Annotated in this window: 19 protein-coding genes, 2 tRNA genes, 1 rRNA gene, 1 riboswitch and 1 other annotated feature (1 of these 24 running past the window's edge); of the genes, 11 read left to right on the forward strand and 11 right to left on the reverse strand. The window is 57.3% G+C overall.

What is annotated here, in order from left to right:
- Window positions 1-100: 100 nt before the first annotated feature.
- From A1WC_RS24315 to A1WC_RS24280, 8 genes are all read right to left on the reverse strand, one after another.
- Complete coding sequence (locus A1WC_RS24315) at window positions 101-1,633, reverse strand: sensor domain-containing diguanylate cyclase (protein ID WP_012543212.1); 1,533 nt, start codon at window positions 1,631-1,633, stop codon at window positions 101-103.
- 315 nt (window positions 1,634-1,948) lie between these two features.
- Window positions 1,949-3,082 carry a 2-iminoacetate synthase ThiH gene (gene thiH, locus A1WC_RS24310; protein WP_016160089.1) on the reverse strand — a complete coding sequence of 378 codons (1,134 nt, stop codon included), beginning with the start codon at window positions 3,080-3,082 and terminating at the stop codon, window positions 1,949-1,951.
- Window positions 3,079-3,849 carry a thiazole synthase gene (gene thiG, locus A1WC_RS24305; RefSeq protein WP_016160090.1) on the reverse strand — a complete coding sequence of 257 codons (771 nt, stop codon included), beginning with the start codon at window positions 3,847-3,849 and terminating at the stop codon, window positions 3,079-3,081. Before thiG ends, thiH begins: the two co-directional genes overlap by 4 nt.
- Window position 3,850: 1 nt before the next feature.
- Window positions 3,851-4,051: a sulfur carrier protein ThiS gene (thiS, locus tag A1WC_RS24300; RefSeq protein WP_008807998.1), complete on the reverse strand. Its 201-nt coding sequence runs from the start codon at window positions 4,049-4,051 to the stop codon at window positions 3,851-3,853.
- A complete protein-coding gene (gene thiF / locus A1WC_RS24295; protein WP_012969180.1) occupies window positions 4,035-4,790 on the reverse strand; it encodes a thiazole biosynthesis adenylyltransferase ThiF in 756 nt (251 codons plus the stop codon). Before thiF ends, thiS begins: the two co-directional genes overlap by 17 nt.
- On the reverse strand, window positions 4,783-5,418 hold the full coding sequence (thiE, locus tag A1WC_RS24290; protein ID WP_012969179.1) for a thiamine phosphate synthase: 636 nt from the start codon (window positions 5,416-5,418) through the stop codon (window positions 4,783-4,785). The genes thiF and thiE overlap by 8 nt, the downstream gene beginning before the upstream one ends.
- On the reverse strand, window positions 5,418-7,313 hold the full coding sequence (gene thiC, locus A1WC_RS24285) for a phosphomethylpyrimidine synthase ThiC (protein ID WP_016160091.1): 1,896 nt from the start codon (window positions 7,311-7,313) through the stop codon (window positions 5,418-5,420). The genes thiE and thiC overlap by 1 nt, the downstream gene beginning before the upstream one ends.
- A gap of 86 nt (window positions 7,314-7,399) precedes the next feature.
- A riboswitch (TPP riboswitch) is annotated at window positions 7,400-7,524 on the reverse strand.
- A gap of 53 nt (window positions 7,525-7,577) precedes the next feature.
- The gene (locus A1WC_RS24280) at window positions 7,578-8,075 is read right to left on the reverse strand and encodes an Rsd/AlgQ family anti-sigma factor (protein WP_002884324.1); all 498 of its coding nucleotides are present in this window, start codon (window positions 8,073-8,075) and stop codon (window positions 7,578-7,580) included.
- A gap of 93 nt (window positions 8,076-8,168) precedes the next feature.
- Here A1WC_RS24280 and nudC point away from each other — a divergent pair, with 93 nt between their 5' ends.
- The 6 genes from nudC to A1WC_RS24250 all read left to right on the forward strand — a co-directional run bounded on the left by nudC (window position 8,169) and on the right by A1WC_RS24250 (window position 12,531).
- A complete protein-coding gene (gene nudC / locus A1WC_RS24275) occupies window positions 8,169-8,942 on the forward strand; it encodes an NAD(+) diphosphatase (protein ID WP_008807994.1) in 774 nt (257 codons plus the stop codon).
- A 40-nt stretch (window positions 8,943-8,982) separates the two neighbouring features.
- Window positions 8,983-10,047, forward strand: coding sequence for a uroporphyrinogen decarboxylase (gene hemE / locus A1WC_RS24270; protein ID WP_008807993.1), 1,065 nt, complete (start codon window positions 8,983-8,985; stop codon window positions 10,045-10,047).
- A 12-nt stretch (window positions 10,048-10,059) separates the two neighbouring features.
- The gene (gene nfi / locus A1WC_RS24265) at window positions 10,060-10,731 is read left to right on the forward strand and encodes a deoxyribonuclease V (protein WP_008807992.1); all 672 of its coding nucleotides are present in this window, start codon (window positions 10,060-10,062) and stop codon (window positions 10,729-10,731) included.
- A gap of 42 nt (window positions 10,732-10,773) precedes the next feature.
- Entirely contained in the window at window positions 10,774-11,364 is a 591-nt protein-coding gene (locus A1WC_RS24260; protein WP_012543208.1) for a YjaG family protein, read from the forward strand.
- A gap of 186 nt (window positions 11,365-11,550) precedes the next feature.
- Complete coding sequence (gene hupA, locus A1WC_RS24255; RefSeq protein ID WP_002884342.1) at window positions 11,551-11,823, forward strand: nucleoid-associated protein HU-alpha; 273 nt, start codon at window positions 11,551-11,553, stop codon at window positions 11,821-11,823.
- Window positions 11,824-11,835: 12 nt separating this feature from the next.
- Entirely contained in the window at window positions 11,836-12,531 is a 696-nt protein-coding gene (locus A1WC_RS24250) for a DUF1481 domain-containing protein (RefSeq protein ID WP_012969176.1), read from the forward strand.
- Window positions 12,532-12,534: 3 nt separating this feature from the next.
- Here the strand turns inward: A1WC_RS24250 and zraP are convergent, their stop codons facing one another.
- On the reverse strand, window positions 12,535-12,972 hold the full coding sequence (gene zraP, locus A1WC_RS24245; protein ID WP_012969175.1) for a zinc resistance sensor/chaperone ZraP: 438 nt from the start codon (window positions 12,970-12,972) through the stop codon (window positions 12,535-12,537).
- Between the two features lie 259 nt (window positions 12,973-13,231).
- On the opposite strand from zraP, the gene zraS reads away from it, so the two are divergent.
- Entirely contained in the window at window positions 13,232-14,626 is a 1,395-nt protein-coding gene (gene zraS, locus A1WC_RS24240; RefSeq protein ID WP_016160092.1) for a two-component system sensor histidine kinase ZraS, read from the forward strand.
- Complete coding sequence (gene zraR, locus A1WC_RS24235; protein ID WP_016160093.1) at window positions 14,613-15,944, forward strand: sigma-54-dependent response regulator transcription factor ZraR; 1,332 nt, start codon at window positions 14,613-14,615, stop codon at window positions 15,942-15,944. The genes zraS and zraR overlap by 14 nt, the downstream gene beginning before the upstream one ends.
- On the opposite strand, the gene purD is transcribed toward zraR, so the two are convergent.
- Window positions 15,934-17,229 (reverse strand): phosphoribosylamine--glycine ligase, encoded by a 1,296-nt coding sequence (gene purD / locus A1WC_RS24230; protein ID WP_016160094.1) that lies wholly within the window; start codon window positions 17,227-17,229, stop codon window positions 15,934-15,936. The two genes, zraR and purD, sit on opposite strands and share 11 nt — an antisense overlap.
- Window positions 17,230-17,244: 15 nt before the next feature.
- Window positions 17,245-18,834 (reverse strand): bifunctional phosphoribosylaminoimidazolecarboxamide formyltransferase/IMP cyclohydrolase, encoded by a 1,590-nt coding sequence (gene purH / locus A1WC_RS24225; protein ID WP_016160095.1) that lies wholly within the window; start codon window positions 18,832-18,834, stop codon window positions 17,245-17,247.
- A 627-nt stretch (window positions 18,835-19,461) separates the two neighbouring features.
- Between purH and A1WC_RS24220 the strand changes: the two genes are divergently transcribed.
- From A1WC_RS24220 to A1WC_RS24210, 3 genes are all read left to right on the forward strand, one after another.
- Window positions 19,462-21,001 (forward strand): 16S ribosomal RNA (locus A1WC_RS24220).
- Window positions 21,002-21,070: 69 nt separating this feature from the next.
- Window positions 21,071-21,147: transfer RNA gene (locus A1WC_RS24215), tRNA-Ile, on the forward strand.
- A 36-nt stretch (window positions 21,148-21,183) separates the two neighbouring features.
- A tRNA-Ala gene (locus A1WC_RS24210) sits at window positions 21,184-21,259 on the forward strand.
- 177 nt (window positions 21,260-21,436) lie between these two features.
- Window positions 21,437-22,604: a sequence feature (mutual gap in cmsearch alignment for this rRNA model is longer than 100), on the forward strand; it runs 1,982 nt beyond the window's last position.

Consider the following 22,604-nt stretch of genomic DNA (forward strand, 5'->3'; position numbering starts at 1 on the left):
GTGATTGTGTGTAAGTCATCACACAAAAATTGAAACCGGTTTCATTTTTGCCGATAAAAATAAAAAAGCCCACCGAAGTGGGCGGCCGCGTCCTGTTGTCTCACGCGCGGAGGATGCGGTTTTTACCTTGTTGCTTGGCTTTGTAAAGTGCCTCATCGACGCTCACCACCAGCTTATCCAGCGGCTCCATATTCCATTCCCCCAGTCCGGCGCTAAAGGTGACCGTCAGGCCATCTTCGCGCCAGGTACGCCGTTCGACGTTGACCCGCCATGTTTCCAGTAGCGTTCGGGCGTTATCGATGTGTTCGGCAGGAAAGACCACCGCGAACTCTTCACCGCCGTAGCGATAAAGGGAAATCTCCAGCGGCTGGAGGACCTGCAGCCCCTCGCGGGCGACGTTGCGCAGGACGATATCGCCGTTGAGGTGTCCCCAGGTGTCGTTGATCGATTTGAAGTTATCGATATCGACCAGGGCAAGGGCGAAAGGTTGGTGATCGTTCATCAGCGCGGCGATATCGCTGTCGAAGGCGCGGCGGTTTTTGCAGCCAGTGAGGGCGTCGATGGTGGCCTGGCGAACGTAGGTCAGTTCACGCTGTTTGTTGGTTTCAATGGCTTTACTCAGCATTGCCTCAAGGCGCGGAGCGCGTTTGACGTCGCCGGTTTTAATCGCATTGATGATATTCATCAGCACGGTACGGGAAGCATGACGCAGATAAAGGCCGAACAAGAGGATGATAATCGCCGCGAGTGAGAAACCGCCGATCACTAAGTTTGTCTCATGGCGCGTCAGATTGATCAGGGTGGCGTTATCGACACGGTAAATCACGAACCAGTCGGGATTGGTAAAGGAGTAGTAGTAATACCAGGTATCGCTCCTGACATCGTAAAGCTGCCCCTCTCCGCTGGTCATTTTATCCATCAGTTCGTCGCTGACGAAGGGTTTAAACAGCGCGCCCGGGTCGGAGTGCAGGACAACTTTGCCATCCCGCTGCACCACAAAAAATTCCCCCTGTACGGGGGCGACCATCTGCCGTAGCGCGAACCCCATGGAGGTGAGATCTAGATGAAAAGCCAGGCTGCCCTTGAGTTTACCCTCCGGAGTAATGATGGGTTTGAAAATGGTAATCGTCGGATGGTGGGTGAAAAAGTCCATATACGGGCTGGTGTAGTGGCTGAAGGTGCTGGCTTCTGCCTGTTTGATAAACCAGGGCCGCGTTTTGGGGTCGAAAGCCAGGCTGTCTTCATTTTTCAGTACTTCCGGGGCGCGCAGATAGTGGCCCTCGGTATCCGCCAGCGAGATGGATGAGACGCTTGGCATCATGTTCTGTAACTGCATTAGCGTGGTTAACCCTTTCTCCGGATCAACGTTCACCGCGCGGTTCAGTTCGTCATTACGGGCAAAGAAGGTGGCCGCGCGGCCGAGGATAAAATCATTTTCCCGCAGCAGCGTTTCCGTATAGTTGATGGCCAGGTTGTGGGTAAAGTTGCGGTTAATATCGTGATAATCTTCGAGAAAATCTTTCCGCTGTGCCAGGGTGACAAAAGTAGCAATCAGCATGAAACTGAGCAAAATGCCGGCAAACCCCACGACGATTGGTGTCGTAAAAGAGAGTTTTCTGTTGTGTAGCGCCATGAATCGTTAATCGTCCCGGATGTATAAACCAAGGGTCCGAACGCAGCTTGTGTCAGCGAGCCTGCCGATCGAATCAGTTAACTATTGCTCAATTATAACTCTGAGGCCTTCATCTATCGTGATTTATATTCGTCGATAATGAATCGGCCCTCGCGCAGCGCGGAGAGGCAGGGCGAAAATGAGGAAGAAAACGTTCGCCCTGGTCAGCGTCCGCTGCTGACCCGGGCAGAATAGAAAAACGGCGGCAATCGGGCGACTCCCCGTTTTTCATCTCTCGTGCAGGCACGCAAAATAATCAGCGGCTTGCAACATACTTCATGATGATTGCGAGGCGCGTCCCAGCCAGCTGTCCCAGTCTTTCCATACCGGCTGCAGGCCACGGGCGGCTAGTGCGCTGGCGACCTCTTCAGGGCGGCGATCGTCATGTGGGGCAAATTGCTCGAGCTCCGGATGATCGTCGGCGTAGCCGCCGGGCTGCGTTTTAGAGAAGGCGCTGACGTTATTGATCGCCAGCGGGATCACCCGGTCGCGGAACCAGGGTGATTCACGGGTTGAAAGCGACAGCTCAACCTCCGGCGCCAGCAGGCGGAAGGCGCAAATGGTCTGCACCAGCTGGCGCTCATCCATCAGCGAAGCTGGTTCAATACCGCCGGCGCAGGGACGCAGGCGCGGGAAGGAGACCGAGTAGCGGCTGCGCCAGTAGCGCTGCTGCAGCCACAGCAGGTGCTCGGCGACCATAAAGCAGTCCACCCGCCAGCTGTCGGAAAGACCAATCAACGCGCCGAGGCCGATCTTATCGATCCCCGCCTCGCCCAGGCGATCCGGTGTATCCAGCCGCCAGAAGAAATCCTGTTTTTTCCCTTTCAGATGGTGCTGGGCATACATGCTTTCATGGTAGGTCTCCTGATAGACCATTACCCCGTCGAGCCCCAGCGTTTTCAGCTCGGCATACTCTTCGGTCGCCAGCGGCTGCACCTCCATATGCAGCGAGGCAAACTGGCTGCGGATAGCCGGCAGGTGCTGGCGGAAATAATCCATTCCCACCTTGCCCTGATGCTCGCCGGTCACCAGCAGCAGATGCTCAAAGCCCAGGTCGCGGATCGCGGCGCACTCGCGGGCAATCTCGGCGGCATCCAGCGTCTTGCGCTTAATGCGATTGCTCATTGAGAAGCCGCAGTAGGTGCAGTCATTGGCGCACAGGTTGGAGAGATACAGTGGTACGTAAAAGCTGACGGTATTGCCGAAGCGTTGCCGGGTGAGCCGCTGCGCACGCTGGGCCAGCGGTTCAAGATAGTTGACCGCCGCCGGTGAAAGCAGGGCCATCATGTCGTCACGGGTGAGCTGTTTGGCCGCCAGCGCCCGTTCGACGTCTGCGGCGGTTTTGCTGTTGATGCGCAGGCGGATGTCGTCCCACTCCAGCTCCCGCCAGCGATCGCTGAAGGTTTTCATGCCAGCGCCTCCAGGAATCCGGTCAGCGGGCTGGTGGCCTGCGCCTGCGTACTGCGTGCCCCCGGTCCGGCCTGACGCGCCAGTAATCCGGCATCGACTGCCATACGGAAGGCGCGGGCCATGGTCACGGGGTCGTCGGCGACGGCAATGGCGGTATTGACCAGCACCGCATCTGCGCCCATCTCCAGCGCCTGCGCCGCATGGCTCGGCACGCCGATCCCGGCATCAACCACCACCGGTACCGTCGCCTGTTCGATAATAATCTCCAGCATAGCCCTGGTTTCCAGCCCCTGATTGGAGCCGATCGGCGCACCCAGCGGCATCACCGCCGCGCAGCCAGCCTCTTCCAGCCGTTTACACAGCACCGGATCGGCGCCACAGTAGGGCAGGACGACGAACCCTTCGCGCACCAGCAGCTCCGCCGCCTTCAGGGTTTCAATCGGGTCAGGCAGCAGCCAGCGGGCATCCGGGTGGATCTCCAGCTTCAGCCAGTGGGTGCCCAGGGCTTCCCGCGCCAGGCGGGCGGCAAACACCGCCTCTTCCGCCGTCTTGGCGCCTGAGGTATTCGGCAGCAGGTTAACGCCCGCCGCCAGCAGCGGCGCGAGAATCGCGTCATTGTTCTGGCGTAAATCGACGCGCTTCATCGCCAGCGTCACCAGCTGGCTTCCCGAGGCGCGAATCGCCTCAACCATCACCTCCGGGGCGGCGAATTTGCCGGTACCGGTAAAAAGATGGGATTCAAACGTTTTGTCTGCAATACGTAACATGTCAGCCTCCAGCGATAACCTGAAAAAGCAGGATCCGATCGCCTTCCTGTAAGAGATGATCTTCCCACCGGTCGCGCGGCAGGATGTGTTGATTAAGCGCCAGCGCAACGCCCGGCTGCAGCTGTTCGAGCTGGGTCAGTAGGGCGCTGACGCTGAGATTGTCGGCACATGCCAGCGGCTCGTCGTTAAACCAAATCTGCATGCCGCCCTCCGCACACCGGGCAATTTCGGGAGCGCTGTAGCGCCAGATTACGCCAGTTGCTGGTGCGGGCGTCGAACAGCCGCAGGGTATTACGCGGCGTCGTCATGCCGCTGAGCAGCTTAATCGCCTCCAGCGCCTGCAGCGTGCCCATCATGCCGACGACCGGGCCGACGATCCCCGCGGTGCGGCAGTTGCGCTGCGGTTCGTCGCTATCCGGCCACAGGCAGCGATAGCAGCCCTGCGCCCAGGGGGGAGTGAGCACCATCAACTGACCGCCGAAGCCGACGGCGCTGGCGGTCACTAACGGGGTGTCGAGGGCCACACAGGCGGCGTTGATTGCCTGGCGGGTCACCATGTTATCGGTGCAGTCCAGCACCACGTCCGCTTTCGCCACCTCAGCGCGCAGCGCCTCGCCGCTCAGACGTTGCTGGAGCGCAACCAGTTTGATCTGCGGGTTTAGCTGACTGAGCCGGGTCTTTGCCGCCGCGGCTTTTGGCCGGTCGATATCTTCGCTGGTGAACAGGATCTGCCGCTGCAGGTTGCTGAGATGCACGGCGTCGTCATCGGCCAGGGTCAGCGTCCCGACGCCCGCTCCGGTAAGATAGAGCGCCGCCGGGGAGCCCAGCCCGCCAAGGCCGATAATCAGCACCCGGCTGGCTAACAGCTTCTGCTGACCCTCGATGGCAATATCCTCCAGCAGCAGCTGGCGGCTATAGCGCATAAAGTCGTGATCATTCATCGCCTGCTCCCGCCAGCGCCAGCAGCTGGTCTGTCGCTGCCCGCCAGTCCGCCGCCTGGGTAATAGCGCTGACCACCGCGATGCTGCCGACGCCGGTCGCCAGCACCGCCGGAGCCTTTTCAAGACTAATTCCACCGATCGCGACGGTGGGGTAATCCGCCAGGCGTTGAATATGTCTGGCTAGCTGGTCGAGTCCCTGCGGCGCGGAAGGCATCTGTTTGGTTTGCGTCGGGAAGACGTGGCCCAGCGCGATGTAAGAGGGGCGCGCCGCCAGCGCGACATCAATTTCCATATCGTCGTGAGTAGAGACGCCCAGACGCAGTCCGGCTTTGCGGATAGCGCTCAGATCGGTGGTTTCCAGATCTTCTTGCCCCAGGTGTACCCCGTAGGCCTGATGCTTAATCGCCAGCTGCCAGTAATCGTTAATGAACAACCGGGCGTGATAGCGGCGGCCAAGGGCGATGGCGGCGATCACGTCATCCTCCACGTCGCTGTCACGTTGGTCTTTGATGCGCAGTTGAAGAGTACGCACTCCCGCCTCCAGCAGGCGCTCAATCCACGCCACGCTGTCAACCACCGGGTAGAGTCCAAGACGAAATGGGACGGGTGGAAAATCAGGTTGATACATCAGGCTTCCTCCTGTTTCAGGTAGATTTCGCCGCCACGGGCGCGGAAGTGATGCGACATATCGGCCATGCCAGCTTCGATATTTTGCTTCGCGGCGTAGTCGCGGACTTCCTGGGTGATTTTCATCGAACAGAATTTCGGCCCGCACATGGAGCAGAAATGGGCGACCTTGCCGGACTCCTGCGGCAGGGTTTCATCGTGATAGGCCCGCGCGGTGAAGGGGTCGAGCGCGAGGTTGAACTGGTCTTCCCAGCGGAATTCGAAACGCGCTTTGGACATCGCGTTGTCGCGGATCTGCGCCCCGGGGTGGCCTTTCGCGAGGTCGGCGGCGTGGGCGGCGATTTTGTAGGTAATCAGCCCCTGTTTCACATCCTCTTTGTTGGGCAGGCCGAGATGCTCTTTTGGCGTGACGTAGCACAGCATCGCGCAGCCAAACCAGCCGATCATCGCCGCGCCGATACCGGAAGTGAAATGATCATAGCCCGGCGCGATGTCGGTGGTGAGCGGGCCTAAGGTGTAGAATGGCGCTTCGTGGCAATGCTCCAGCTCTTCGGTCATATTGCGGCGGATCATCTGCATCGGCACGTGGCCGGGGCCTTCAATCATCACCTGCACGTCATACTCCCAGGCGATTTTCGTCAGTTCGCCCAGCGTATGCAGCTCGGCGAACTGCGCCTCGTCGTTGGCGTCCTGGATCGAGCCGGGGCGCAGACCATCGCCGAGGGACAGCGACACGTCATAGGCGGCGCAGATTTCACAGATTTCGCGGAAGTGCTGGTAGAGGAAGTTTTCCTGATGGTGCGACAGGCACCATTTGGCCATGATGGAACCACCGCGCGACACGATACCTGTCAGGCGCTTCGCGGTCATCGGCACGTAGCGCAGCAGTACGCCGGCGTGAATCGTGAAGTAGTCGACGCCCTGTTCGGCCTGTTCCAGCAGGGTATCGCGGAAGGCTTCCCAGGTCAGGTTCTCGGCAATGCCGTTGACCTTCTCCAGCGCCTGGTAAATCGGAACGGTACCAATCGGCACCGGGCTGTTGCGCAGGATCCACTCGCGGGTTTCGTGGATATAGCGGCCGGTGGAGAGGTCCATCACCGTGTCGGCGCCCCAGCGGGTTGACCAGACCAGTTTTTCCACCTCCTCTTCGATGGAAGAGGTCACCGCCGAGTTGCCGATATTGGCATTCACTTTCACCAGGAAATTGCGGCCGATAATCATCGGCTCAGATTCCGGGTGGTTGATGTTGGCGGGGATGATGGCGCGTCCGGCGGCAACTTCATCGCGGACGAACTCGGGGGTAATGTTTTCCGGCAGGCGGGCACCGAAGCCTTCCCCGGCATGCTGCTGGCGCAGAACCTCGCTGCGGATACGTTCGCGACCCATGTTTTCGCGAATGGCGATGAACTCCATCTCCGGGGTGACGATCCCCTGGCGGGCGTAGTGCAGTTGGGTAACGCATTTCCCGGCGACGGCGCGTTTGGGCGTCAGCAGGCCGCTGAAGCGCAGCTCATCGAGACCGTCATCGGCCAGCCGCGCTTTGGTATAGGCCGAGCTGCGTTCGCTGAGCGGCGCGCAGTCGTTACGCGCGTCGATCCACGGCTGGCGCAGCTTTGCCAGCCCCTGGCGGACATCAATGCCAATATCCGGGTCGCCATAAGGGCCGGAGGTGTCATATACCGGGATCGGTTCATTGGCTTCGTACCGGGGGTTATCTTTATCGCCGCCGACGAGGGTCGGGCTGAGCTCAATTTCACGCATCGGGACGCGGATATCCGCTTGTGAGCCGTGAACGTAGATGCGGCGTGAATTGGGAAAAGCGGTACCTGCCAGCGTATCAATGAATCGCTGCGCGTGCTCGCGTTGTTCCCGACGGGTGAGTTTGGTAGTAGACATAGCGCATTCCAGTTAAAAAAGGAGATGGCTTGTCAGACGACGGATGGAGTAACAGATGCGACCGATCCAGAACGGACAGGTGCGACCAGCAGTTTACTCTTGTTCCCTTCGCAGGTATTAGCCTGATCAGGTTCCGCGGATCCCGAATTAACGGTCTCAGCCTTTTCCACTTTAGCCAGCGCATGGAAAATAGGCACTCCGACAAGATGACGTCCCCTCCGGAGAGGGGGAATGGAGGTAAACTACTCGTTAATTGCGCACAACTCAAGCGGTCGGCGCAATATTATCGCGCACGTCGTTGCTCAGATTATGCGCGACGGCGAGGGCGATCAGTTTATCCTCCAGCGCGAAACGTGCTTCCAGCGACTCGCCGATATCCGACAGCGCCTGCTGAAATTCAAGGTAGTTATCGTGATCGATAGCGTTTTCGAGGCAGGTATCGTAGTAGTCCATCATCTGCTGGGTATTGGCTTCCAGCTGTGGATAAAGCCGGGTGGCGGCTAAAAGTGGGGTATCGCCTTCCATTTCGCCAATAATGCGTTCATAAATACTAAAATGACCGGATGAGAGGTAATCCACCAGACTTTGGCAAAAGTCATCCAGCGCCTTTTCGTTTAGCCGCATAAATGACTCTTTGCCCGGTTTCAGGCCAACCAGATTGTAGTAAGCCACGAGCAGATGCTTACGCACTTGTAGCCAGCGATCGACCAGTTCATTACTACCGCCAACGCGCTCCGTCAGATTTTCCAGCTGGTTTAGCATGATTGACTCCGCTAGTTTTGATTTAAATCTGCTCACCAAAATGTAAATATAATGTTAACAACATGCCAGTGAAGCAAAGGTAGTGCAATAGATATGGATCGTATTATTGAAAAATTAGATCGCGGCTGGTGGGTTGTCAGTCACGAACAAAAATTATGGTTGCCTGGTGGAGAATTACCACATGGCGAAGCGGTTAATTTCGATCTTGTCGGACAGCATGCGCTGCATATTGGCGAGTGGCAGGGCGAGTCCGTCTGGATGGTGCGCCAGGATCGCCGCCATGACATGGGATCGTTACGCCAGGTTCTGGATCAGGATCCGGGTCTCTTCCAGCTGGCGGGGCGAGGGATCCAGCTCGCCGAATTTTATCGATCGCATAAATTTTGCGGCTACTGTGGCCATCCGATGCATGCCAGCAAAAGCGAATGGGCGATGCTGTGCAGCCACTGCCGTGAACGCTATTACCCGCAAATTGCCCCCTGCATTATCGTCGCTATCCGTCGCGATGATTCGATCCTGTTGGCGCAACATACCCGCCATCGTAACGGCGTGCACACCGTGCTGGCCGGGTTTGTCGAAGTGGGTGAAACCCTTGAGCAGGCAGTGGCCCGCGAGGTGATGGAGGAGAGCGGCATCAAGGTGAAAAACCTGCGCTATGTGACCTCTCAGCCGTGGCCGTTTCCGCAGTCGCTGATGACCGCCTTTATGGCGGATTACGCGGATGGCGATATCGTGGTCGACAAAAAAGAGCTGCTGACCGCGGACTGGTACCGCTATGACAATCTACCGCTCCTGCCACCGCCGGGCACGGTGGCGCGTCGGCTTATCGAAGATACGGTGGCGATGTGTCGGGCAGAGTTCGAGTGACATGTTACACTGGGCGCATCAACGCTAAAGGAATGTAAAAATGACCGAACTGAAAAACGATCGTTACCTGCGCGCGCTGCTGCGTCAGCCGGTTGATGTCACCCCGGTGTGGATGATGCGCCAGGCGGGCCGCTATTTACCGGAGTACAAAGCCACCCGTGCGCAAGCGGGCGACTTTATGTCGCTGTGTAAAAATGCCGAGCTGGCCTGCGAAGTGACGCTCCAGCCGCTGCGCCGTTACCCGCTGGATGCGGCGATCCTCTTTTCGGACATCCTGACGATCCCGGACGCCATGGGTCTGGGGCTGTACTTTGAAGCTGGCGAAGGTCCGCGCTTCACCTCGCCGATAAAAAGCAAAGCCGACGTCGACAAGCTGCCAATCCCGGATCCGGAGCAGGAACTGGGCTATGTCATGAACGCCGTGCGTACCATTCGCCGCGAACTGAAAGGCGAAGTGCCGCTGATCGGCTTCTCCGGTAGCCCCTGGACGCTGGCGACCTACATGGTGGAAGGCGGCAGCAGCAAAGCGTTCACCGTGATCAAAAAGATGATGTACGCCGAACCGCAGGCGCTGCATGCGCTGCTGGAGAAGCTGGCGAAAAGCGTCACCTTGTACCTCAACGCGCAGATCAAAGCCGGCGCGCAGTCGGTGATGATTTTCGACACCTGGGGCGGGGTGCTGACCGGTCGCGACTATCAGCAGTTCTCGCTCTACTACATGCATAAAATTGTCGATGGCCTGCTGCGGGAGAACGAAGGCCGCCGCGTGCCGGTGACCCTGTTCACCAAAGGCGGTGGCCAGTGGCTGGAAGCGATGGCGGAGACCGGCTGTGACGCGCTGGGGCTCGACTGGACCACCGATATCGCTGATGCTCGCCGTCGTGTAGGTCACAAAGTGGCGCTCCAGGGCAATATGGACCCGTCGATGCTGTATGCGCCAGCCCCGCGTATTGAAGAGGAAGTGGCGACTATTCTCGCCGGCTTCGGCCAGGGCGAAGGTCATGTCTTTAACCTTGGTCACGGCATCCATCAGGATGTCGACCCGCAGCATGCGGGCGTCTTTGTTGAGGCGGTGCATCGTCTTTCCACACCCTATCATCAATAGGAGATAAGCCGTATGGATTTAGCCGCGCTACGTACCCAACAACAACAGTTAGCCGCGTCGGTCGAGCGAGCGGATCGACTGGATCGCGACCCGCCGGCGTTGATCGGCGGCGCGGATGTCGGGTTTGAGCAGGAAGGGGAAGTGACCCGGGCTGCGATGGTGCTGCTGACCTGGCCTGAGCTTGAGCTGGTGGAGTATCAGGTGGCGCGCGTCGCCACCACCATGCCCTATATTCCCGGCTTTCTCTCGTTTCGCGAAACACCTGCGCTGCTGGCGGCGTGGGAGCAGCTTTCGCAAAAACCGGACCTGCTCTTCGTCGACGGCCACGGTATCTCCCATCCCCGGCGGCTCGGCGTCGCCAGCCATTTTGGTCTGATGATTGACGTGCCGACCATCGGGGTGGCGAAAAAACGGCTGTGCGGAAAAATCGGCGAACTGGGTGATGAGCCCGGCGCACTGGCCCCGCTGATGGATAAAAATGAGCAACTGGCCTGGGTCTGGCGCAGCAAAGTGCGCTGCAACCCGCTGTTTATTAGCACCGGTCACCGGGTGGGCATGGACAGCGCCTTAATGTGGGTTGAACGCTGCATGCGAGGCTATCGTCTCCCCGAGCCGACGCGCTGGGCCGATGCGGTGGCGTCCCGTCGTCCGTCGTTTGTGCGTTGGCAAGCAAATCACGGCTGATTCAGGTACACTGCGCCTAATTTCTGACTTCGAGAATTCATCATGTTACAAAACCCGATTCACCTGCGCCTGGAGAAGCTGGAAAGCTGGCAGCATGTCACCTTTATGGCTTGCCTGTGCGAGCGTATGTACCCTAACTACGCCATGTTCTGCAAGCAAACCGAGTTCGGCGACGGCCAGCTGTACCGTCGTATCCTGGACCTGATCTGGGAAACGCTGACGGTTAAAGATGCGAAGGTGAATTTCGACAGTCAGCTGGAGAAGCTGGAAGAGGCCATCCCGGCGGCAGATGATTTCGACCTGTACGGTGTTTACCCGGCTATAGACGCCTGCGTGGCGTTGAGCGAACTGATCCATTCGCGTCTGAGCGGTGAAACACTTGAGCACGCGATTGAGGTGAGCAAGACATCCATCACCAGCGTGGCGATGCTGGAAATGACCCAGGCCGGTCGCGAAATGACCGATGAAGAGCTGAAAGCGAACCCGGCGGTAGAGCAGGAATGGGATATTCAGTGGGAAATTTTCCGCCTGCTGGCCGACTGCGAAGAGCGTGACCTTGAGCTGATAAAAGGTCTGCGCGCGGACCTGCGTGAGGCCGGTGAGAGCAATATTGGTATAAATTTTCAGCAGTGAGACCAGAAAACGTGATTTACCGCCTGAATTGTAGCGTCTGAAGGCTTCCATTCCGCCCCCCGTCTGGTCTACATTTGGAGGGCGAAAAAAAGTGGCTATCGGTGCGTGTATGCAGGAGGGTGCTTTTTTGGCATTTCCGTCGCACTCGATGCTTAGCAAGCGATAAACACATTGTAAGGATAACTTATGAACAAGACTCAACTGATTGATGTAATTGCGGACAAAGCTGACCTGTCCAAAGCACAGGCTAAAGCTGCCCTGGAATCTACCCTGGCTGCAATTACTGAGTCTCTGAAAGAAGGTGATGCTGTTCAACTGGTTGGTTTCGGTACCTTCAAAGTGAACCACCGCGCTGAGCGTACTGGCCGCAACCCGCAGACCGGTAAAGAGATCAAAATCGCTGCAGCTAACGTGCCGGCATTTGTTTCTGGCAAAGCACTGAAAGACGCAGTTAAGTAAGACCGCGTGGCAGTGAACAGTTTTATCGAAGGGGCTATTAAGCCCCTTTTGTCTGTCTGGCGCCGGCCTCTGGCGCTGGCGGGCATCCTGTTGCTGACTGCCTGCAGCCACGACGCCTCGCTTCCACCGTTTACCGCCAGCGGTTATGCGGATAATCAGGGGGCGATGCGTATCTGGCGTAAAGATTCAGGTGATGAAGTCCATCTTCTCGCCGCTTTCAGCCCGTGGCGTCACGGGGATACCTCGACCAGTGAATATCGCTGGCAGGGCGATCAATTGACGTTTATCGAACTCAATGTCTACGGTAAGCCGCCGGAACATATTCGCGCCCGCTTCGACGCGCAGGGCGATCTCAGCTTTATGCAGCGGGAAGTCGACGGGCAGAAGCAACAGCTCTCCAGCGACCAGGTCGCACTGTATCGTTATCGCGCCGAGCAGATCCGCCAGACCAGCGATGCTCTCCGGCAGGGACGCGTCGTCCTGCGTCAGGGGCGCTGGAACGCTGCCGCGCATACCGTGTTGACCTGCGAAGGTCAGACGGTGAAGCCTGACCTCGATAGCCGGGCCCTGGCGCATATTGAACGTCGCCAGAGTCATTCCTCCGCCGCGGTGAGCATCGCCTGGCTGGAGGCGTCTGAAGGCTCTCAACTATTGCTGGTCGCCAATGAAAACTTCTGCACCTGGCAGCCGACAGAAAAAAGCTTCTAACGATTACCAGTGGTTCATGCCCCTATGACCACCGCCGTTACCGCGGCAGCCGTTGTATCCCATTCCTGCGCCACGGGGAACGCCCGCCTCAGCCAGGGCGACATCAAACTTCACCCGCTGCTGATCCAGCTTCTGGCGTAAGCCTTCCATCTCCTGAGCGACAGCTTCAATCTTTCCACTGTCCGGCTTTTGCGTCGTGAGCAGCGCATTGTACTCATAGCGTTTGGACTGCAGCTGCTGGCGCAGGGCGCTGGTTTGCGCAGCGTAATCGTTATGCAGCTTTTGCGCGGTAGCCTGCTGCTCCTGGGTCAGCTGGCTGTAACCCTGATTGCCCATCCCGGTGTTATTGCCCCAGTGATGGTTGGCCCAGGCCGCGTTGCTGCCAAAGGTCAGTACGGCAAGGGTGACGAGGGTGAGAGGTAAGTTACGGTTCCGTTTCATAGCATTATCTCCTGTGTGGTTTCTCTCGTTACTGCATCTTCCATGCCAGCCTGAAAAAGCCCGCCCGTACGGGCCTGCCGGAGGAGCCGATGGGGAAGGTGAGTAAAAATGACCCGTTCCTGGCGGGTCAGGTGGGTCATTTTTACTCGCTAAACCGCAGGCGATATGTTTGAGAACAGGATTGACGGCGTGGGAAAATGGCATGATTTCTGCTGAAGGATCCTGCAGAAAGCAAAAAGGATATGACAAGGACTCACCGATGAAGATCAAACCTTTCTCCCGGCACGCCGCTGCGGACGCCCTGAGCTGGCTGCTGACCGGCGCAATGGTGCTGTTGGTCATGCTGTTCTCCGTAATGATCGTCCGCGACTACGGTCGTGAGACGACCGCCGCCCGACAAACCATTGAGGAGAAGGGGAGCGTGCTGATCCGCGCGCTGGAGTCTGGCACGCGCGTCGGGATGGGGATGCGTATGCATCATGCGCAGCTGCAGGCCCTGCTGGAAGAGATGGCCTGGCAGCCTGGAGTGCTGTGGTTCGCGGTGACCGATGAAAACGGTAAAATCATCGCCCATAGCGATCCGCAACAGGTGGATAACGCGCTGTACAGTCCGGCGCAGATGCGCGAACTCCACGTGAGCGAACAGGCCCGCTGGCGCCGGCTTAGCGAACCGCAGCCGGCGCTGGAGATCTATCGCCAGTTCCGCCCGCTCAATCCTTCTCGCGGCCATCATATGGGGATGATGAAGCGCTGCAACAGCGCGCTGGCTCAGCCCAATGTTCCACAGGTGATTTTTATCGCCTTTGATAGCCGCGAGCTGGATGCGGCGCAGGCCCGCGGCCAGCGTAACATGATGATCATGCTGGTGGCCGCGGCGCTGGTCATCGTCGCGACGATCCTCGCTCAGTTCTGGTTCCGCCGCTACCGTCGTTCACGTCAGCAGCTACAGGAGGCGATGGCCCGCAAAGAAAAACTGATGGCCCTTGGGCATCTGGCGGCTGGCGTCGCGCATGAGATCCGCAACCCGCTCTCTTCGATTAAAGGACTGGCAAAGTATTTTGCCGAGCGTACGCCGCCGGGCGGCGAGGCGCAGGAGTTAGCGCTGGTGATGGCGAAAGAGGCCGACCGCCTGAACCGGGTCGTCAGCGAACTGCTGGAGCTGGTTCGCCCTGCCCATTTAAACTACCAGCCGGTCGATATTAACGCGCTTATCCATCACTCATTGCAGCTGGTAAGCCAGGATGCGCAGAGTCGCGGGATCGAACTGCAATTTACTCCGCGCCCTGAATTAACCTCGATTAAAGCCGACCCCGACCGTCTGAACCAGGTGCTGTTGAATCTGTATCTGAATGCGATGCAGGCTATTGGCCGCGACGGCGTCATTCACGTATCGGCAAGCGAAGCCGATCGGCAACGTGTGAAAATTGTCGTCAAGGATAGCGGTAAGGGGATGAGCGATGAAGAGCTGCAGGCCATCTTCACTCCTTATTTCACCACCAAGGCGGACGGCACAGGGCTGGGGCTGGCGGTGGTACAGAATATTATCGAACAACATGGCGGGACGATCCGCGCCGAAAGTCAGCCGGGAGCCGGAGCGATATTTACGCTTTGGCTACCAGTAGATGCTCAACGGAGGGAAGATGAGCAGCGATAAAGTACAGATTCTGGTTGTCGATGATGACGTCAGCCACTGCACGATCCTGCAGGCGCTGCTACGCGGCTGGGGCTATCAGGTGGCATTAGCTCACAACGGCCTGCAGGCGCTGGAGCAGATCCATCACCAGGTCTTCGACCTGGTGCTGTGCGATATCCGTATGGCGGAGCTGGACGGTATCGCGACGTTAAAAGAGATAAAAGCCTATAACCCGGCGATACCGGTGCTGATCATGACGGCGTTTTCCAGCGTCGGCACGGCGGTGGAGGCCATTAAGTCCGGGGCGCTGGATTATCTGGTCAAACCGCTGGATTTTGACACCCTACAGCAGACGCTGGTTCAGGCGCTGGCACACACCCGGCAGAGCGAGGGCGATTTCAGCGGCGCGACAGAATTACGATGGGGAATGATTGGCGATAGCCCGGCAATGCAGGCGCTTATCAACAATATTACGCTGGTGGCGCCCTCGGATGCGACGGTGCTGATCTGCGGCGAATCGGGAACCGGTAAAGAACTGGTGGCGCGCGCCATTCACGCCTGCAGCGAACGCCGCGAGAAGCCGCTGGTGACGCTAAACTGCGCGGCGCTGAATGAGTCGCTGCTGGAGTCCGAGCTGTTCGGTCATGAAAAAGGGGCGTTTACCGGGGCGGATCGGCGGCGGGAAGGGCGTTTTGTCGAGGCGGATGGCGGCACGCTGTTCCTTGATGAAATTGGTGATATCTCACCGCTGATGCAGGTGCGTCTGCTGCGGGCGATTCAGGAACGCGAGGTGCAGCGCGTTGGCAGTAACCAGACGCTTGCCGTTGATGTGCGGCTGATTGCCGCTACCCATCGTAATCTGGCGGAGGAGGTGAGCGCCGGGCGCTTTCGCCAGGATCTCTATTATCGCCTGAACGTCGTGACCATTGATATGCCGCCGCTGCGTCAGCGCCGGGAAGACATTCCTCTACTGGCGCAACACTTTCTTAAGCGCTATGCCGAACGCAATCGCAAAACGGTGCAGGGGTTTACGCCGCAGGCGATGGATCTGCTGATCCACTACCCCTGGCCGGGTAATATCCGTGAACTGGAAAACGCGGTGGAGCGGGCGGTGGTGCTGCTGACCGGAAACTATATCTCCGAACGAGAACTGCCGCTGGCGATAGCGGGCACGCCGTTGCCGTCGGGTGGTAGCGAGAACGCGCTGATTCAGCCGTTAGTGGAAGTTGAAAAAGAGGTGATTCTGGCGGCGCTGGAAAAAACGGGCGGCAACAAAACTGAAGCCGCCCGTCAGTTAGGCATTACGCGGAAAACGCTGCTGGCAAAACTTAGCCGTTAGCTTTTTCACGTTCGATGGCGCGCCAGCCGATATCGTTACGGCTAAAGCTGCCGTCCCAGCGAATATCGGTCAGCAGTTGATAGGCGCGCTGCTGCGCCTGCGCCACGGTTTCACCCAGCGCGGTCACGCACAGCACGCGCCCGCCGTTGGTGACGACGCGCTGGTCGTCTGCCAGTTTGGTGCCGGCATGGAAGACTTTACCATCTGCCGCTTCCTGCTGCGGCAGGCCGAAGATCTCATCACCCGTGTTGTAATTGCCCGGATAGCCGCCGGCGGCAACCACCACACCCAGCGACGCGCGGTCATCCCACTCGGAGGTTTTCTCGTCCAGTTTGCCCGCGCAGGCGGCGAGGCACAGATCTACCAGGTCGGACTTCATGCGCAGCATGATCGGCTGGGTTTCCGGATCGCCAAAGCGGCAGTTGAACTCAATTACCTTCGGGTTACCCTGTTTGTCGATCATCAGACCGGCATACAGAAAACCGGTATAGGTATTGCCTTCAGCGGCCATGCCTTTCACGGTTGGCCAGATAATCCGCTCCATGGTGCGCTGATGGACTTCATCAGTCACGACCGGCGCCGGAGAATAAGCGCCCATCCCACCGGTGTTCGGGCCGGTATCGCCGTTGCCGACGCGTTTGTGATCCTGGCTGGTGGCCATCGGCAGGACGTGCTCGCCGTCGACCATCACAATAAAGCTGGCCTCTTCGCCATCGAGGAACTCTTCAATCACGATACGGTGGCCAGCATCGCCAAAGGCGTTGCCGGCCAGCATATCTTCGACCGCCGCTTCGGCTTCCTCAAGGGTCATCGCCACGATAACGCCTTTACCTGCCGCCAGACCGTCGGCTTTGATGACGATCGGCGCGCCTTTCTCCCGCAGATAAGCCAGCGCAGGCTCGACCTCGGTGAAGTTCTGGTATTCCGCCGTCGGGATATGATGACGGGCGAGGAAATCTTTGGTGAAGGCTTTTGAGCCTTCCAGCTGCGCGGCGCCTTCGGTTGGCCCAAAGATGGTCAGCCCTGCGGCACGAAACGCGTCAACCACGCCAATGACCAGCGGCGCTTCCGGGCCAACGATGGTCAGATCGATGTTCTCATCCTGCGCAAAGCGAAGCAGCGCCGGAATATCGGTGACGCCGATGGCGACGTTTTGCAGCGCCGGCTCCAGGGCGGTACCTGCGTTGCCCGGCGCGACGTAGACGGTATCAATCAGCGGCGACTGGGCCGCTTTCCAGGCCAGCGCGTGCTCACGCCCGCCGTTGCCGATTACTAATACTTTCATCTGTAGCTCCGTGAATTAATGGCGGAAGTGGCGCATGTCGGTGAAGATCATGGCGATACCATGTTCGTCAGCGGCAGCAATCACTTCGTCGTCGCGGATAGAGCCGCCCGGCTGGATCACACAGGTGATGCCCACTGCGGCTGCGGCATCAATGCCGTCGCGGAACGGGAAGAAGGCGTCAGAGGCCATGGCGGAACCTTTCACTTCCAGACCTTCGTCACCGGCTTTAATCCCGGCAATTTTCGCTGAGTAGACGCGGCTCATCTGACCGGCGCCTATCCCGATGGTCATATTGTCTTTGGCATAGACGATGGCGTTGGATTTGACGAATTTCGCTACTTTCCAGCAGAACAGCGCATCGCGCAGTTCCTGCTCGCTTGGCTGACGTTTGCTGACTACGCGCAGTTCGCCCGCGGTGACCATGCCGAGATCGCGGTCCTGAACCAGCAGGCCGCCATTGACACGTTTGAAATCGAGGCCGGCAACGCGAGTATCCCACTGGCCACAGACCAGTACGCGGACGTTCTGTTTCGCGGCGGTGATCTTCAGCGCTTCTTCGCTGGCGGACGGCGCGATGATCACTTCGACGAACTGGCGAGAGATGATCGCCTGCGCGGTTTCTGCATCCAGCTCGCGGTTAAAGGCGATGATGCCGCCGAACGCGGAGGTTGGGTCGGTTTTGTATGCGCGATCGTAGGCGTCGAGAATCGAGTCGCTGACGGCAACGCCGCATGGGTTAGCGTGCTTGACGATCACGCAGGCTGGCTCATTGAACTCTTTCACGCACTCCAGCGCCGCATCGGTATCGGCAATGTTGTTATAGGAGAGCGCTTTACCCTGCAGCTGGGTAGCGGTTGCCACGGAAGCTTCTTTGACATTCTCTTCTATATAGAAGGCAGCCTGCTGGTGACTGTTTTCGCCGTAGCGCATATCCTGCTTCTTAATGAAGTTCAGATTCAGGGTGCGCGGGAAGCGGCCAGCGGCTTCTTTGCTTTCGCCGTGATAGGCCGGAACCATGCTGCCGAAGTAGTTAGCGATCATGCTGTCGTAAGCTGCGGTGTGTTCGAAGGCTTTAATGGCGAGATCGAAGCGGGTGTTCAGCGTCAGGGAGCCTTCGTTGGCGTCCATCTCATTAATGATGGCGTCATAGTCGCTGCTCTTCACTACGATAGCGACGTCTTTATGGTTCTTCGCTGCGGAGCGCACCATAGTCGGGCCGCCGATATCAATGTTTTCCACCGCGTCTTCCAGCGAGCATCCTTCACGAGCGACGGTCTGGGCAAACGGGTAAAGGTTAACGACCACCATATCGATAGGCGCAATACCGTGCTGCTGCATGATACCGTCATCCTGACCGCGACGACCGAGGATGCCGCCGTGTACTTTCGGATGCAGGGTCTTCACGCGTCCATCCATCATTTCCGGGAAACCGGTGTAGTCAGAGACTTCGGTAACCGGCAGGCCTTTATCTGCCAGCAGGCGGGCGGTGCCGCCGGTGGACAGCAGCTCGACACCACGAGCGGAAAGCGCCTGCGCGAATTCGACGATACCGGCCTTGTCAGAAACACTGAGCAGAGCGCGGCGGACTGGACGACGTTGTTGCATGGTATTAAATCCCCAGGATTTGAACATTACAGAGAGCGTTAGGTGAGTTTTTGCCTAAAAACTCACCTAACGCACCCAACCGGGCATCCGTGTCATAGCGCGGCATTGTAACGAAAACGTTTGCGCAACGCTCGCGAATTTTTATCTTTCTCTTTCAGCCACCGTTTCTTCTTTATATAGAAGCTGACCCACCGGGCTTTTGTCGCCCTTTCATCGCGCTTCTGTGGATAATTCTGTGTGTAAAAGGGTATAAAGCGGGGTTTTGCTGGGGAATGCAGCAGTCAGTCATTTTTCTGCCATTTTTCTATTGCAGGCGCTCGAGAACTCCCTATAATGCGCCTCCATCGACACGGCGGATGTGAATCACTTCACACAAACAGCCAGTTCGGTTGAAGAGAAAAATCCTGAAATTCAGGGTTGACTCTGAAAGAGGAAAGCGTAATATACGCCACCTCGCGACAGAGCGCTAAAGCGCGTCGCAACTGCTCTTTAACAATTTATCAGACAATCTGTGTGGGCACTCAAAGTGACATGGATTCTTAATGTCTTCGGACAATAAATGAATACCAAGTCTCTGAGTGAACATACGTAATTCATTACGAAGTTTAATTCACGAGCATCAAACTTAAATTGAAGAGTTTGATCATGGCTCAGATTGAACGCTGGCGGCAGGCCTAACACATGCAAGTCGAGCGGTAGCACAGAGAGCTTGCTCTCGGGTGACGAGCGGCGGACGGGTGAGTAATGTCTGGGAAACTGCCTGATGGAGGGGGATAACTACTGGAAACGGTAGCTAATACCGCATAACGTCGCAAGACCAAAGTGGGGGACCTTCGGGCCTCATGCCATCAGATGTGCCCAGATGGGATTAGCTGGTAGGTGGGGTAACGGCTCACCTAGGCGACGATCCCTAGCTGGTCTGAGAGGATGACCAGCCACACTGGAACTGAGACACGGTCCAGACTCCTACGGGAGGCAGCAGTGGGGAATATTGCACAATGGGCGCAAGCCTGATGCAGCCATGCCGCGTGTGTGAAGAAGGCCTTCGGGTTGTAAAGCACTTTCAGCGGGGAGGAAGGCGGTGAGGTTAATAACCTCATCGATTGACGTTACCCGCAGAAGAAGCACCGGCTAACTCCGTGCCAGCAGCCGCGGTAATACGGAGGGTGCAAGCGTTAATCGGAATTACTGGGCGTAAAGCGCACGCAGGCGGTCTGTCAAGTCGGATGTGAAATCCCCGGGCTCAACCTGGGAACTGCATTCGAAACTGGCAGGCTAGAGTCTTGTAGAGGGGGGTAGAATTCCAGGTGTAGCGGTGAAATGCGTAGAGATCTGGAGGAATACCGGTGGCGAAGGCGGCCCCCTGGACAAAGACTGACGCTCAGGTGCGAAAGCGTGGGGAGCAAACAGGATTAGATACCCTGGTAGTCCACGCTGTAAACGATGTCGATTTGGAGGTTGTGCCCTTGAGGCGTGGCTTCCGGAGCTAACGCGTTAAATCGACCGCCTGGGGAGTACGGCCGCAAGGTTAAAACTCAAATGAATTGACGGGGGCCCGCACAAGCGGTGGAGCATGTGGTTTAATTCGATGCAACGCGAAGAACCTTACCTGGTCTTGACATCCACAGAACTTTCCAGAGATGGATTGGTGCCTTCGGGAACTGTGAGACAGGTGCTGCATGGCTGTCGTCAGCTCGTGTTGTGAAATGTTGGGTTAAGTCCCGCAACGAGCGCAACCCTTATCCTTTGTTGCCAGCGGTTAGGCCGGGAACTCAAAGGAGACTGCCAGTGATAAACTGGAGGAAGGTGGGGATGACGTCAAGTCATCATGGCCCTTACGACCAGGGCTACACACGTGCTACAATGGCATATACAAAGAGAAGCGACCTCGCGAGAGCAAGCGGACCTCATAAAGTATGTCGTAGTCCGGATTGGAGTCTGCAACTCGACTCCATGAAGTCGGAATCGCTAGTAATCGTAGATCAGAATGCTACGGTGAATACGTTCCCGGGCCTTGTACACACCGCCCGTCACACCATGGGAGTGGGTTGCAAAAGAAGTAGGTAGCTTAACCTTCGGGAGGGCGCTTACCACTTTGTGATTCATGACTGGGGTGAAGTCGTAACAAGGTAACCGTAGGGGAACCTGCGGTTGGATCACCTCCTTACCTTAAAGAACCTGCCTTTGTAGTGTCCACACAGATTGTCTGATGAAAAACAGCAGTAAAAACCTCTACAGGCTTGTAGCTCAGGTGGTTAGAGCGCACCCCTGATAAGGGTGAGGTCGGTGGTTCAAGTCCACTCAGGCCTACCAAATTTGCGAAGCAAATTTGAAGAGGTTGCAAACGATGGGGCTATAGCTCAGCTGGGAGAGCGCCTGCTTTGCACGCAGGAGGTCTGCGGTTCGATCCCGCATAGCTCCACCATCTTTACTGCAAACACAAGAAAACTTCAGAGTGAACCTGAAAAGGTGCACTGCGAAGTTTTGCTCTTTAAAAATCTGGATCAAGCTGAAAATTGAAACGACACACAGTTAATGTGTGTTCGAGTCTCTCAAATTTTCGCGACACGATGATGTTTTACGAAACATCTTCGGGTTGTGAGGTTAAGCGACTAAGCGTACACGGTGGATGCCCTGGCAGTCAGAGGCGATGAAGGACGTGCTAATCTGCGAAAAGCGTCGGTAAGGTGATATGAACCGTTATAACCGGCGATGTCCGAATGGGGAAACCCAGTGCAATTCGTTGCACTATCGTTAACTGAATACATAGGTTAACGAGGCGAACCGGGGGAACTGAAACATCTAAGTACCCCGAGGAAAAGAAATCAACCGAGATTCCCCCAGTAGCGGCGAGCGAACGGGGAGCAGCCCAGAGTCTGAATCAGCTTGTGTGTTAGTGGAACGGTCTGGAAAGTCCGACGGTACAGGGTGATAGTCCCGTACACCAAAATGCACAGGTTGTGAACTCGAAGAGTAGGGCGGGACACGTGGTATCCTGTCTGAATATGGGGGGACCATCCTCCAAGGCTAAATACTCCTGACTGACCGATAGTGAACCAGTACCGTGAGGGAAAGGCGAAAAGAACCCCGGCGAGGGGAGTGAAAAAGAACCTGAAACCGTGTACGTACAAGCAGTGGGAGCACCTTTATGGTGTGACTGCGTACCTTTTGTATAATGGGTCAGCGACTTATATTCTGTAGCAAGGTTAACCGTATAGGGGAGCCGCAGGGAAACCGAGTCTTAACTGGGCGTTAAGTTGCAGGGTATAGACCCGAAACCCGGTGATCTAGCCATGGGCAGGTTGAAGGTTGGGTAACACTAACTGGAGGACCGAACCGACTAATGTTGAAAAATTAGCGGATGACTTGTGGCTGGGGGTGAAAGGCCAATCAAACCGGGAGATAGCTGGTTCTCCCCGAAAGCTATTTAGGTAGCGCCTCGTGAATTCATCTTCGGGGGTAGAGCACTGTTTCGGCTAGGGGGTCATCCCGACTTACCAACCCGATGCAAACTACGAATACCGAAGAATGTTATCACGGGAGACACACGGCGGGTGCTAACGTCCGTCGTGAAGAGGGAAACAACCCAGACCGCCAGCTAAGGTCCCAAAGTCATGGTTAAGTGGGAAACGATGTGGGAAGGCACAGACAGCCAGGATGTTGGCTTAGAAGCAGCCATCATTTAAAGAAAGCGTAATAGCTCACTGGTCGAGTCGGCCTGCGCGGAAGATGTAACGGGGCTAAACCATGCACCGAAGCTGCGGCAGCGA

Origin of the sequence: Klebsiella sp. KTE92, from assembly GCF_000398905.1 — a bacterium.
GTDB classification, from domain to species: Bacteria; Pseudomonadota; Gammaproteobacteria; order Enterobacterales; family Enterobacteriaceae; genus Klebsiella; species Klebsiella variicola.

Excerpts from the sequence above, each read along its gene's own strand:
- zraR (WP_016160093.1), top strand. The coding sequence starts at position 14,613 with ATGAGCAGCGATAAAGTACAGATTCTGGTTGTCGATGATGACGTCAGC.
- zraP (WP_012969175.1), bottom strand. The coding sequence starts at position 12,972 with ATGAAACGGAACCGTAACTTACCTCTCACCCTCGTCACCCTTGCCGTA.
- nudC (WP_008807994.1), top strand. The coding sequence starts at position 8,169 with ATGGATCGTATTATTGAAAAATTAGATCGCGGCTGGTGGGTTGTCAGT.
- purH (WP_016160095.1), bottom strand. The coding sequence starts at position 18,834 with ATGCAACAACGTCGTCCAGTCCGCCGCGCTCTGCTCAGTGTTTCTGAC.
- thiF (WP_012969180.1), bottom strand. The coding sequence starts at position 4,790 with ATGAATGATCACGACTTTATGCGCTATAGCCGCCAGCTGCTGCTGGAG.
- purD (WP_016160094.1), bottom strand. The coding sequence starts at position 17,229 with ATGAAAGTATTAGTAATCGGCAACGGCGGGCGTGAGCACGCGCTGGCC.
- thiS (WP_008807998.1), bottom strand. The coding sequence starts at position 4,051 with ATGCAGATTTGGTTTAACGACGAGCCGCTGGCATGTGCCGACAATCTC.
- thiE (WP_012969179.1), bottom strand. The coding sequence starts at position 5,418 with ATGTATCAACCTGATTTTCCACCCGTCCCATTTCGTCTTGGACTCTAC.
- zraS (WP_016160092.1), top strand. The coding sequence starts at position 13,232 with ATGAAGATCAAACCTTTCTCCCGGCACGCCGCTGCGGACGCCCTGAGC.
- A1WC_RS24260 (WP_012543208.1), top strand. The coding sequence starts at position 10,774 with ATGTTACAAAACCCGATTCACCTGCGCCTGGAGAAGCTGGAAAGCTGG.
- A1WC_RS24280 (WP_002884324.1), bottom strand. The coding sequence starts at position 8,075 with ATGCTAAACCAGCTGGAAAATCTGACGGAGCGCGTTGGCGGTAGTAAT.
- hupA (WP_002884342.1), top strand. The coding sequence starts at position 11,551 with ATGAACAAGACTCAACTGATTGATGTAATTGCGGACAAAGCTGACCTG.
- thiG (WP_016160090.1), bottom strand. The coding sequence starts at position 3,849 with ATGTTACGTATTGCAGACAAAACGTTTGAATCCCATCTTTTTACCGGT.
- thiC (WP_016160091.1), bottom strand. The coding sequence starts at position 7,313 with ATGTCTACTACCAAACTCACCCGTCGGGAACAACGCGAGCACGCGCAG.
- thiH (WP_016160089.1), bottom strand. The coding sequence starts at position 3,082 with ATGAAAACCTTCAGCGATCGCTGGCGGGAGCTGGAGTGGGACGACATC.
- A1WC_RS24315 (WP_012543212.1), bottom strand. The coding sequence starts at position 1,633 with ATGGCGCTACACAACAGAAAACTCTCTTTTACGACACCAATCGTCGTG.
- nfi (WP_008807992.1), top strand. The coding sequence starts at position 10,060 with ATGGATTTAGCCGCGCTACGTACCCAACAACAACAGTTAGCCGCGTCG.
- hemE (WP_008807993.1), top strand. The coding sequence starts at position 8,983 with ATGACCGAACTGAAAAACGATCGTTACCTGCGCGCGCTGCTGCGTCAG.